The following is an 11600-nucleotide window of genomic DNA, read 5'->3' as shown; positions in this document are numbered from 1 at the left end:
TTTGATATACTGTAAGTAAGTGAAAATAGGAAAGGATAGATTTTTAGTGGACCTAAGTAGTCGATCCGAACGTTTGATGGGAACGACCATCACTGTTTCGATCTGTCACCCACAAGCGAATGAACTCTTAGCCCGCTGCTTTGAACTTCTTCGCTCCTACGAACATCGCTTCAGTGCTAATGATGCAAGTTCTGAACTCATGGAGGTCAATCACCAAGCTGGTATTGCTCCTGTCCAAGTACATCCAGATCTTTTTGAACTGATTGCATTAGGAACCTTGCATAGTCAAGCTCAGAACAGCCATTTAAACATCGCCATTGGTCCTCTTGTACAGACCTGGCGAATTGGATTTTCAGATGCTAGACGTCCCCAGCAAGGGGAAATTGATCAAGCTCTGGCCAAGATCGATCCTCACCAAATTCAGCTCGACCCAGAAAACCATACGGTCTTTCTGACACGTCCTGGAATGAAGATTGATTTGGGAGCCTTGGCTAAGGGCTATAGTGCGGACTGTATTGCAACCTTTTTAAAGAGTCAGGGAGTAACAGATGCCTTGATCGATCTTGGAGGAAATATCCTCACTGTCGGTCAACACCCTATCAAACAACAGCCTTGGCGGATTGGCATTCAAAATCCAGTCGAAAAAAGGGGTCAGCACCTACTGGTCCTCTCTGTCAAGGATAAATCTATTGTCACCTCTGGCATCTACGAGCGTCATTTAGAAGTGGACGGCCAGTCGTTTCACCACATTTTTGATAGCGCGACGGGCTATCCGGTCGAGACAGACTTAGCCAGTATCACCATCATATCTGATCGATCCGTAGACGGGGAGATATGGACTACCCGCTTGTTCGGGGAATCTCCTACTTCTATCCTCAACACTGTTGAATCACTTCCTGGTATAGATACCTTATTGGTTTCTCAATCAGGCAAGATCGCCTATACAAGTGGGCTTCAATCTTATTTATAATTCTCCTATCAGAAAGGAATATTCCATGATAAAACTTATTGCGATTGTGGGGACTAACTCCAAACGTTCTACAAACCGTCAACTGCTTCAATACATGCAAAAACATTTTGCTGATAAGGCTGAGATCGAATTGGTCGAAATTAAAGATATCCCTGTCTTTAACAAACCAGCCGACAAACAAGTGCCTGAAGCTGTCTTGGATATTGTTGCAAAAATTGAAGAAGCTGATGGGGTCATTATTGGAACTCCAGAATACGACCACTCTATTCCAGCAGTCTTGATGAGTGCACTCGCTTGGCTCTCATATGGAGTCTTCCCATTGTTGAACAAACCGGTCATGATTACTGGGGCATCATACGGTACGTTGGGATCTTCACGCGCCCAACTCCAACTTCGCCAAATCTTAAATGCTCCAGAAATTAAAGCGACTGTTTTGCCAGATGAATTCTTGCTCTCTCATTCATTGCAAGCCTTTGATCAAAATGGAGACTTGGTGGATTTAGATGTCATTCAAAAATTAGATGCCATCTTTGATGATTTCCGTGTGTTTGTAAAAATCACAGACAAATTGCGCAACGCCCAAGAATTGCTTCGAAAAGATGCTGAAGAATTTGACTGGGAAAACTTGTAAGATAGGAGACAGAAAAGAATGAAATTTGTTGGACTTGTAGGATCGAACTACGATCAATCATATAACCGTAAACTTTTGGAATTCATTCGCCGCCAATTTAAAATCAAATTTGAATTGGAAGTTCTTGAAATCGACGAAGTTCCAATGTTTAACCAAGATGAAAAATGGGACGAAAGTTTCCAATTGCGTCTTTTATATAACAAAATCACTCGTGCAGATGGTGTTATCATTGCCACTCCAGAGCACAACCATACGATCTCTGCTGCTCTCAAGTCTGTTCTTGAATGGCTATCTTTCGAGGTGCATCCATTTGAAAACAAACCGGTTATGATCGTCGGTGCTTCTTACTATGATCAAGGGACTTCACGTGCACAAGTTCACCTCCGTAAGATCCTCGATGCCCCAGGTGTCAATGCTTATACCCTTCCAGGAAATGAATTCCTTCTTGGAAAAGCAAAAGAAGCTTTTGACGAAAACGGCAATATCATCAACGAGGGAACCGTCAAATTCCTTGAAACCTGCTTGGATAATTTTATGAAATACGTTGAGGTTGTATCGAAATTGAAAAAACCAAAACCAATTGAACCAGAAGACTTGGATTGTAATCATCCAATCGCTACAACTGTTACTGAAGTCGATCCTGACGATCCAGATTGGGTAGAAAAAGTAGCTGAAATCACCGGTGCCGTTTCTGGCGATACCTATGTCAAACTCGACCACGGTATCCTAACCGTTAACCAAATTGATATGTTCTTGAAGGCTATGCCATTTGAATTGACTTATGCCGATGATAACAACCAATTCCTCTACTACAACAATGCCCATCAGGATCCAGATACCATGTTTGCTAAACGCGTGCCACCTCAATCAGGAAGCCGGATGTCAACCGTTCATGGCTCTCTTCCACCAGCACGTATGAAAAACGTGGAATGGGTGATTGGTACCCTTCGTAACGGTAACCAAGACTATGTTCGGACTATTGTTCCAGGATCTCCAGAAGGCGTGATCAATACTCACAACTACCAAGCTATGTACTATGAAGATGGTTCTTACGCTGGTATTAACGAGATTGTCTTCAACTTCAAACCATGGTTAGACTGGTACCTACAAACAACCGGTCAACGTCTAGTTGGCGGAAGCGGTCCATTTGCTCCTGCTGGTGGACACGGTAGTGCAGATGCAACTTCTGGTGCTTCTGATGCTGGAGGACATGGTGACGGAGGCCACGGAGATGCCGATGCCACTTCTGGTGCAAGCAACTAAGAAACTAAAAAAAATGAAGCACGAAGCTTCATTTTTTTATTGTAACTCCTTGATGATCTTCTTAGCCTCTTTGTTTGAAATAGCCCCTAATTGGACATGTCCAATTTTCCCATGACTGTCTATAAAGACTTCTGTAGGAATAGAGCGAACCTGATAATCTGCAAATGCAGAACCGTCTGGATTGTACAAGACCGGTACGGATTTATAATCTTGTTGATCAAACCATTTAACGAATTCTTCTTCTGTTTTTTCACCTTGGAGTCCTGGTGCCATAATGGTCAGAATTTCAAAGTCTCTATCCGTATCCTTGACCAATTTCTCTAGTTCAGGCATACTTTGTCGGCAAGGGCCACACCAGGTTGCCCAAAATTTCAAATAAACCTTCTTCCCTTTGTAGTCTGAAAGTTTAACCGTATTCCCCTTCATATCCTTTAGTTCAAAGTCACTAGCGTCTTTTCCTACCAAAGCATTCTTATTCGTTGTTGTATTCATTGTTGGCTGATTGTCCATACTACTCTCACTGGATTGATTCATGGAACAAGCTGACAGCAAAGCTAAAGAAAGAACTGAGAAACAAGCGTATTTAATACCTTTCATCATGCGTTAAACCTCCGATATATTTATGAAAAGATAGATGACAAACTGTTCAATTGTCCCAAAAGTAAGAGAATTCCCATCAGAATAATGATAGCTCCGCCGATTTTCTTCAGCAATAACAAATGGGGTTTGAGACGATTAAAGTAAGGTAGGACCAGACTAGATGCTAAGGCCAACAGTAAAAACGGAAGGGCCATTCCCAAGGTATAAACAAGGAGATAAATAGCTCCCATAAGAACATCTTGCCCATCTGATGCTGCTAAAGCAAGAACTGATCCTAATACTGGACCAATACAAGGCGTCCAACCAAAACTAAAGCCAAGACCAAGGAGAAAAGCTGAAAACAATTCATTCTTCTGTTTGTTGGCTCCAAAATCTACTGATTTTTGCTTTTCAAGGAAATGAAAATGAAAGACTTCCATTTGATGAAGACCAAGGATAATGATGAGGGCTCCCATCAGATAACGGAACCAATTGGTGTACATGATCTTTCCAAGCAAGCCCGCTCCAAAACCAATGAGGAGGAAAATAACAGAAATACCTGCAATAAAACAAAGGGTTTTCAGCAAGCCATGCCAGCGAATTTTTTTCCCGAACAATTGGATAGCCTTTTCCTGATCACTTCCTAGTAAGATTCCAATATAAACCGGAAGCAAAGGAAAGACACAGGGAGAAAAGAAAGACAGAATACCCGCAAGAAAAACTGTCAATGAAAAAACGATTGGATTCATAGTTCACTCCGTATATTGATATGCTACATTCAGTATAACATTGACTGACAAAAAATAAAAATTTCTGCTACGTTTTTTTACTAAAGTTTGAATTTAGATACTAGTTTCAAAAGAAAAACCCTAAAGCACAAACCTTTAGAGTTTTTAATATAACTTATTCTTCTGCCGTTTGTTTATTTGGTAATACGAGCGATAAAAGAATCCCGATGACTACTGGCACTAACCATGGAAGAGATTGAGCCGCAAATGGAAGTAAAGCAATCCCCTTTTCTACTAGTGAAATTTTAAAGGTACTTGCCAGAACACTTGCAAGAGAGACCAAGCTGGCCAAGAAAATAGTCAGTTGCATTCCTGGTTTTGAAAGAGCCACAAATTTATTCACTATCACAATCAATACAATGGTAATGGTGATTGGGTAAAGAATCATCAAGACCGGCAATGAGAAAGCAATAATGGCATTCAAGCCAAGGTTGGCAATCGCAAAACCAATCAAAGTGAAGGCACTTGCATAGACCTTGTAAGAAACCTTAGGGAAGGTACTATGGAAGAATTCACTGGTAGAGACGATTAAACCAGCGGTTGTGGTAAAGCAAGTTACCGTCACCATTCCTGCTAGGAAAATCTGAGCAGTCGGACCAAAGATCGCTTTTGTCGCTTCTGATAATACATACACCCCTTTATTGGTATCAGATGCCATAACAGAAGCTGGAATTGGAAAATGATTCCCCAGATATCCTAAACCGATATACAGCACACTAAAACCAAGGGCTACGACAATCCCAACCAACCAAATGGTCTTGATATATTCTTTCTTACTTGAAAATCCAAGTTGATTCAAGGTAGTCACTGCGATCACACTAAAGGCAACAGATGCCAAGGCATCCAAGGTGTTGTAGCCCTCTAAAAATCCTTGCCCAAAGGCAGAAGCCTGATAGGCTTTTGTAGCCACCATTGGAGCATGTCCACTGTATTTTAGAGCCCCAAGAACGACCAAGATCAAAATGAGAATCGCAAAGATCGGGGTCAAAATACGACCGATTCGATCTAGAATCTTAGATGGATTCAAAGCAATCAGAAAGGCAAGCAAAAAGTAGACCAGGGTAAAAATGAAAAGTGCTAAACTGGCATTCATTCCACCTAATAAGGGGGCTATCCCCACTTCGAAAGATACCGTCGCCGTTCTTGGAATAGCAAAGAAAGGACCAATCGAAAGATAAAGCGCAACTAAGTATACAATCGCGAAAACAGGTGAAATCTTACGAGAAATCTCATGAATATATCCTTTGGGATTAAGCGTCCCGATAATCAAGGTCACAATGGCAATTCCCACACCTGAAAGGACAAACCCAGCAATAGCTGGCCAAAATTGATTACCCGATAAAGCACCAAGAGCCGGTGGGAAAATCAGGTTTCCAGCACCAAAAAAAATACCAAACAGTAATAAACCTGTCAGGGAACCTTTTCGTAACATACGATCTCCTTAAAAAAACGATAATCTTAACTTTATCAAATTCATTTGAAGAATGCAACTTATTTGCATGAACAATCCGCTATTTCTATCAGTCATTATGGTACAATGGATGTAAGATTTTACGAGGTGCAAAACATGTATCTATATCTATTCTGGTTATTTCCAGCTCTTATTTTTTTATTGTTCTTTATGAGTGATCGCAGAAGACTTTTCAATGCTTATCTCTTTTCGATAAACCTAGGACTTCTTCTACTGATTTCTGCATTTCTCCTAGTCGTTCGAACTGAGCTATGGTTTAATCAACAAATTGCAATTATTGTCTTTGTTGTGATTTCCATCTTCGTTTTTCTCAGCATTATTTTCTCATCTATCTTTCTCCTTTTTAACGGCCGTCAAATGATGGCTTTTGAAGGAAAAAGACTGGCCAACCTCCTCTCGCTTCTCTATGGGCTGTTTATTATCGGAGCTTTGGCACTTCATTTTCTACCCTATTTCCCAGGAAATGACATCCTCATTTATCTGACTGACTTTGCCCTGTTTTACATGACCTTTCTCTACCTCTCTTATGTATCCTATGGGACCTTTTGCAATCTCTTTCCGGTTCGCAAAGAGCCAGACGCCATCATCATCCTTGGCTCAGGTTTGATCGGAGACAAGGTTCCCCCACTCTTGGCCCAGCGTCTTGAGAAGGGAAAGGCCATTTATGAGCAGTTCAAGGAACGACCAAAGCTGATTGTTTCTGGTGGCCAAGGGTCAGATGAACTGATCGCTGAGGCAGTAGCTATGGCTATATACTTGATGGAACACGGGGTTCCTGAAGACGCCATTCTCATCGAGAATCGCTCTCGTACTACTTTTGAAAACCTGACCTTTAGCAAGCGTATCCTTGAAGAACAGGGGCTTGGCAAGAGAGTCCTTGTGGTGACCAATTCTTTCCACGCGCTCCGTGCAGGTGTCTTTATGAGACGATTGAAAATACCTGGTCGAAGTATCGGTTCAAGAACAGCTTTTTACTATCTCTCATCCGCTTGGATTCGAGAAACCGTTGGCTTGGTTTCACTTTATTGGAAATGGCATGTTACCTTCCTAGCTTTTCTATTTCTGCCTTGGTTCTTTACACAAATCATGAAACTGATTGAGTTCTTCATTAAATATCTAAACTAAAAGAGAGTGGGACAGAAATCGGTAATTCGTTAGAATTCGATTTCGTCGTCCCACCTCCGCACAGTTGAGTAGGGCTGTAAAAGCTGATGAAATCAGCGTAGTAGAGCCCACTCAACCACTGCGTCTTGCTCGACAATCCAAAAATAATTGAGAGGCTAGGACTTTTGTCCCAGCCTCCTTCTTGTCTAGTGGTCACTAAAGCGTCTATATTTAATGCGGAAATCGAAATAATTTTCTTCCTGCAGTTTGTGGAAAATATCGCGATAAGCCTCTTCATCAAAGCGATCACCCCGATAGAGAATTTCAAAGCTCAGTCCTTCGTATTCTAAAAAGGCATTGGCAGTTTTAAATCCATTTCGCTTATAGAAATCCATCCGAGACTGACGTTGCTCTAGATTGTCACATTCTTCATCTAAACGTTCCACTTCAAGAATCATGGTTCTTTGGTAAAATTCTACCAATTTTTCAATGATTTCTTGACCATAACCATGGCTACGTAGGTGGGGCATAATGGCAAAGAAGCTAACATAAAAAACTTTCTGATTATAGATAGAAAAAGCAAAGCCTACAAATTCTTCTTCGTTATAAAAAGCAAAAAAATTAGCATCGTCATTGTCCGTATAACGCAGGTATTCCGACAAAGGAACTCGCTCTTCTTCTGGAAATGCCTCGATATTCAGCCTCTCGACCTTGTCCAGATCTGGGAACGTTTCCGTGATTAATTGACTGGTTAAGCTCATAAAAGCCTCCTTTTCTGCCCTGATTATACCAAAAAATGTAAGGGCCTTCAACTATCGACGCTTGTCGCTGGTTCCTGAAGTTGGTATAATGACACTATGAAAAGAATTCAGCGTGTGGACCTCATAGATGGTCCTATTTTACCCGCTCTTTTGAGTTTTGCCTTTCCTATTCTTTTGTCCAATATCTTTCAACAACTCTACAATACCTCGGATGTCATGATTGTAGGGCGTTTTTTAGGTCAAAAATCTTTGGCCGCCGTTGGAGCAACCTCTGCCATATTTGATTTGATCGTTGGATTTGCTGTCGGTGTTGGAAATGGGATGGGGATTATTATCGCGAGAAATTATGGAGCCAAAAACGAAGACCAATTACGAAAATCAGTCGCCGCAACTGCTATTATTGGTTGCATTCTCAGTCTCTTCGTGATCTTCATTGGAGCTGTCGGACTTTTTCCCCTGCTCCAATTTTTAGGGACCCCATCAGCAATTGTGTCTCAGTCTTATCTCTATATCGCTACCATTGTTAATGGTGTGGCTGTGACCTTTGCCTATAATCTTTGTGCCGGACTTCTTCGAGCGGTTGGCGATAGCCTAGCGGCACTCTATTTCTTGATTATCGCCGCTATTCTCAATATTCTTCTCGATCTTTATTTTATTACCCAACTCCATCTCGGAGTCCAATCCGCTGGAATTGCGACCATTATTGCCCAGGGTATTTCGGCCCTTCTTTGTCTTCTCTATATTCGTAAGAAGGTCCCTTTTCTGCTCCCGCATCGCAAGGATTTTGTTTGGGACAAGGAGCTTTATCAGGATCTGCTAAGTCAGGGCCTTGCCATGGGCCTCATGACTTCCATCGTTTCGATTGGAACGGTTATCCTCCAATCCGCTATTAATCAGCTTGGAACAACCATTATCAGTGCACAGGTCGCAGCCCGTCGTATCATGTCCTTTGCCGTTTTACCGATTACAGCTATCGCCTCAAGTATCACAACCTTTATCTCGCAGAATTTTGGCGCAGAGCAATTCCAGCGGATCAAAAAAGGCGTTACCATTGCCAACCTTCTTTCTTGGGTTTGGTCTGTCTTGGTTGCTGCTCTTCTATTCTTCACAAGTCCGTCTTTAACCAGCTTTATTTCCGGCTCGACAAATCCTGATCTCATTGCAAATGCCAGTCTTTATCTCCAGATCAGCTCTTGCTTTTATCCTATTTTGGCGAGTCTCATCATCCTGAGAAATGCCCTACAGGGAATGGGTAAAAAATTAACCCCACTCACATCCAGTTTTATTGAATTGTTTGGAAAAATTTTCTTCGTTCTGTGGATTATTCCTCACACCGGCTACATGGGGGTCATTCTCTGCGAACCACTTATCTGGATTCCCATGACCCTACAGCTCATCATAATCTATCGAAAAATCAGGTACCAACTCCTTACTGAATAATGATTGATTAACAAGACCAAAACAACTTCTGCTCATTTGAACAGAAGTTGTTTTTAGATATCTAGCTATTAGAACAAACCGATGGCTGTTCCATCAGCAGCCACATCCATATTCAAAGCAGCTGGACGTTTTGGTAAACCAGGCATGGTCATGACATCCCCAGTCAAAGCGACAATAAAGCCTGCTCCCATTTTTGGAACCACTTCACGGATAGTGATTTCAAAGTTTTCAGGAGCTCCCAAGGCATTTGGATTATCAGAGAAGCTATATTGTGTTTTGGCCATACAGATTGGCAACTTATCCCAACCATTTTTCACGATTTGGGCAATTTGTGTCTTAGCTTTCTTCTCAAAATTCACCTTCGTACCGCGGTAAATCTCTGTAACAATCTTTTCAATTTTTTCTTCAACAGAAAGGTTGTTATCATACAAGCGTGTGTAGTTAGCTGGACTTGTTTCGATGGTTTTAACCAAGGTTTCAGCAAGTTCAACTCCACCGTCAGCACCATTCGCCCATACGCTCGCAAGCTCAACTGGTACATCAATTTCAGCACACAATTCTTTCAAAGCAGCAATTTCTGCTTCTGTATCTGTGATAAATTCATTGATAGCAACCACTGCAGGAATGCCAAACTTACGGATATTTTCAACGTGACGTTTCAAGTTGGCAAAACCAGCACGAACAGCCTCTACATTTTCTTCAGTCAAAGCATCCTTGGTCACTCCACCGTTCATCTTAAGAGCACGGAGAGTCGCTACGATCACAACCGCATCTGGTGATGTAGGCAAGTTTGGAGTTTTAATATCGAGGAATTTTTCAGCACCGAGGTCAGCCCCAAAACCAGCTTCTGTAATCGTATAGTCGGCTAAATGAAGAGCTGTCGTCGTTGCTAACACAGAGTTACATCCATGGGCGATATTGGCAAATGGACCACCGTGAACAAAGGCAGGTGTACCATAGATGGTTTGAACCAAGTTTGGCTTAATCGCATCTTTGAGGATCAAGGCAAGAGCCCCTTCTACTTCTAAATCACGGACATAAACTGGACTACGATCATAGCGGTAACCAATAACAATGTTGGCCAAACGACGTTTCAAATCTTCAATATCTGTCGCCAAGCAAAGGATGGCCATGATCTCAGAAGCAACGGTAATATCAAAACCGTCTTCACGCGGAATCCCATTTAAAGGACCGCCAAGGCCAACAGAAACATGACGAAGAGCGCGGTCATTCAAGTCCACTACCCGTTTCCAGATAATCCGACGTTGGTCAATTCCTAGCTCATTTCCTTGATGCAAATGATTATCAATCAATGCTGAGAGGGCATTATTAGCCGTTGTGATCGCATGCATATCCCCTGTGAAATGAAGGTTGATGTCTTCCATTGGTAGAACTTGGGCATAGCCACCACCAGCAGCACCACCTTTAATCCCCATAACTGGACCTAAAGAAGGTTCGCGAATGGCAATCATGGTTTTTTTACCGATTTTATTCAAAGCATCTGCTAGACCAATGGTGATGGTTGATTTCCCTTCTCCAGCTGGAGTTGGGTTGATCGCAGTGACTAAGATAAGTTTTCCTACTGGATTTTTCTCAACTTCACGAATCTTATCAAAGCTCAATTTTGCCTTGTATTTTCCATACAATTCAAGATCATCGTCAACCAAACCAATTTTCTTAACAACGTCCACAATCGGTTGGAGTTCAATGCTTTGAGCAATTTCGATATCTGTTTTCATAAGGGACTCCTTTATATTTGATAGATCTATTATACCTAAAATTCGCGAAAATAACATGGTTTTTCCACCTTTTGAATCGAACGTTCGTTTTTTATCTAAATTTTATGGCTATACATAGTTAATCCTAATAGCTTCAGAACTTTACTTACGTATCTTTTTTGTGTAAAATAAGCATATGCATATTTTAATTACATCAGGTGGGACGAGCGAAGCCATTGATAGTGTTCGTTCGATCACCAATCATTCCACCGGGAGCCTAGGGAAAATCCTTACAGAAATGGCTCTTGCTAAGGGACATCAGGTGACCTTGATCACAACGCCTACCGCTCTTAAACCTGATCCTCACCCACAGCTTCGACTTCTATTGATCCAGAATGTCGAAGAACTTCTCACACAAATGAAAACGGAAGTCCCTCAACATCAGGTTTTGATTCACGCTATGGCTGTTTCAGACTACACACCTGTTTACATGACAAGCCTTGAGGAAGTTGAGAAAGCTCAAGACCTTCATACCTTTATCCATCGCGAAAATCACGAAACCAAAATCTCTTCGAAAGAAGAATATCAGGTGCTCTTCTTAAAGAAAAATCCGAAGATTATCTCGCTCGTTAAAGAATGGAACCCTGCCATTCAACTGATCGGCTTTAAGCTTTTAGTCGACGTTTCTTCTGAAGAGTTGATCCAGGTAGCGCGTGAAAGCCTGGTTAAAAATCATGCCAGCATGATCGTTGCCAATGATCTGACCAAGATTCAGAACGGTCAGCATCAAGCCTATCTAGTAACAGATGATCACGTTTTAGAAGCTTCTACGAAAACAGAAATCGCAGAGGCTATCCTACGTTATATCAAATAAA

11 protein-coding genes are annotated in these 11600 nt (G+C 41.7%); 6 read left to right on the top strand and 5 right to left on the bottom strand.

What is annotated here, in order from left to right; genetic code table 11:
- Positions 1-46: 46 nt before the first annotated feature.
- From RIN70_RS05290 to RIN70_RS05280, 3 genes are read left to right on the top strand one after another with little or no spacing between them, the layout of a single operon-like run.
- Positions 47-970 (top strand): FAD:protein FMN transferase, encoded by a 924-nt coding sequence (locus RIN70_RS05290; RefSeq protein WP_313790756.1) that lies wholly within the window; start codon positions 47-49, stop codon positions 968-970.
- Positions 971-995: 25 nt separating this feature from the next.
- Positions 996-1601, top strand: coding sequence for an NADPH-dependent FMN reductase (locus tag RIN70_RS05285; RefSeq protein ID WP_021153165.1), 606 nt, complete (start codon positions 996-998; stop codon positions 1599-1601).
- An 18-nt stretch (positions 1602-1619) separates the two neighbouring features.
- Complete coding sequence (locus RIN70_RS05280) at positions 1620-2864, top strand: NAD(P)H-dependent oxidoreductase (RefSeq protein WP_049507732.1); 1245 nt, start codon at positions 1620-1622, stop codon at positions 2862-2864.
- A 36-nt stretch (positions 2865-2900) separates the two neighbouring features.
- Here RIN70_RS05280 and RIN70_RS05275 read toward each other — a convergent pair whose 3' ends face one another.
- The 3 genes from RIN70_RS05275 to brnQ all read right to left on the bottom strand — a co-directional run bounded on the left by RIN70_RS05275 (position 2901) and on the right by brnQ (position 5663).
- Positions 2901-3461, bottom strand: coding sequence for a TlpA family protein disulfide reductase (locus RIN70_RS05275; protein ID WP_272143797.1), 561 nt, complete (start codon positions 3459-3461; stop codon positions 2901-2903).
- Between the two features lie 23 nt (positions 3462-3484).
- Positions 3485-4192 carry a thiol-disulfide oxidoreductase-associated membrane protein CcdA2 gene (ccdA2, locus tag RIN70_RS05270; protein WP_313790755.1) on the bottom strand — a complete coding sequence of 236 codons (708 nt, stop codon included), beginning with the start codon at positions 4190-4192 and terminating at the stop codon, positions 3485-3487.
- A 154-nt stretch (positions 4193-4346) separates the two neighbouring features.
- Positions 4347-5663: a branched-chain amino acid transport system II carrier protein gene (gene brnQ / locus RIN70_RS05265; protein ID WP_313790754.1), complete on the bottom strand. Its 1317-nt coding sequence runs from the start codon at positions 5661-5663 to the stop codon at positions 4347-4349.
- Between the two features lie 135 nt (positions 5664-5798).
- On the opposite strand from brnQ, the gene RIN70_RS05260 reads away from it, so the two are divergent.
- On the top strand, positions 5799-6827 hold the full coding sequence (locus RIN70_RS05260) for a YdcF family protein (RefSeq protein ID WP_195623207.1): 1029 nt from the start codon (positions 5799-5801) through the stop codon (positions 6825-6827).
- 185 nt (positions 6828-7012) lie between these two features.
- Here RIN70_RS05260 and RIN70_RS05255 read toward each other — a convergent pair whose 3' ends face one another.
- Complete coding sequence (locus RIN70_RS05255) at positions 7013-7567, bottom strand: GNAT family N-acetyltransferase (RefSeq protein WP_049485606.1); 555 nt, start codon at positions 7565-7567, stop codon at positions 7013-7015.
- Between the two features lie 96 nt (positions 7568-7663).
- On the opposite strand from RIN70_RS05255, the gene RIN70_RS05250 reads away from it, so the two are divergent.
- Positions 7664-9007: an MATE family efflux transporter gene (locus RIN70_RS05250; RefSeq protein WP_045759411.1), complete on the top strand. Its 1344-nt coding sequence runs from the start codon at positions 7664-7666 to the stop codon at positions 9005-9007.
- A 68-nt stretch (positions 9008-9075) separates the two neighbouring features.
- Here RIN70_RS05250 and RIN70_RS05245 read toward each other — a convergent pair whose 3' ends face one another.
- The gene (locus RIN70_RS05245) at positions 9076-10746 is read right to left on the bottom strand and encodes a formate--tetrahydrofolate ligase (RefSeq protein ID WP_049471710.1); all 1671 of its coding nucleotides are present in this window, start codon (positions 10744-10746) and stop codon (positions 9076-9078) included.
- A gap of 175 nt (positions 10747-10921) precedes the next feature.
- On the opposite strand from RIN70_RS05245, the gene RIN70_RS05240 reads away from it, so the two are divergent.
- Positions 10922-11599, top strand: a complete 678-nt coding sequence (locus RIN70_RS05240) for a phosphopantothenate--cysteine ligase (RefSeq protein ID WP_195623672.1) — start codon at positions 10922-10924, stop codon at positions 11597-11599.
- Position 11600: the final 1 nt, after the last annotated feature.

Source organism: Streptococcus parasanguinis (assembly GCF_032163505.1).
GTDB classification, from domain to species: Bacteria; Bacillota; Bacilli; order Lactobacillales; family Streptococcaceae; genus Streptococcus; species Streptococcus parasanguinis_V.
The sequence above is the reverse complement of the archived record's forward strand: the minus strand, read 5'-3'. Positions and strand labels throughout refer to the sequence as shown.

Coding starts and splice junctions, on each gene's coding strand:
- RIN70_RS05280 (WP_049507732.1), top strand. CDS start 1,620: ATGAAATTTGTTGGACTTGTAGGATCGAACTACGATCAATCATATAAC.
- RIN70_RS05275 (WP_272143797.1), bottom strand. CDS start 3,461: ATGAAAGGTATTAAATACGCTTGTTTCTCAGTTCTTTCTTTAGCTTTG.
- RIN70_RS05260 (WP_195623207.1), top strand. CDS start 5,799: ATGTATCTATATCTATTCTGGTTATTTCCAGCTCTTATTTTTTTATTG.
- RIN70_RS05245 (WP_049471710.1), bottom strand. CDS start 10,746: ATGAAAACAGATATCGAAATTGCTCAAAGCATTGAACTCCAACCGATT.
- RIN70_RS05250 (WP_045759411.1), top strand. CDS start 7,664: ATGAAAAGAATTCAGCGTGTGGACCTCATAGATGGTCCTATTTTACCC.
- ccdA2 (WP_313790755.1), bottom strand. CDS start 4,192: ATGAATCCAATCGTTTTTTCATTGACAGTTTTTCTTGCGGGTATTCTG.
- brnQ (WP_313790754.1), bottom strand. CDS start 5,663: ATGTTACGAAAAGGTTCCCTGACAGGTTTATTACTGTTTGGTATTTTT.
- RIN70_RS05240 (WP_195623672.1), top strand. CDS start 10,922: ATGCATATTTTAATTACATCAGGTGGGACGAGCGAAGCCATTGATAGT.
- RIN70_RS05255 (WP_049485606.1), bottom strand. CDS start 7,567: ATGAGCTTAACCAGTCAATTAATCACGGAAACGTTCCCAGATCTGGAC.
- RIN70_RS05285 (WP_021153165.1), top strand. CDS start 996: ATGATAAAACTTATTGCGATTGTGGGGACTAACTCCAAACGTTCTACA.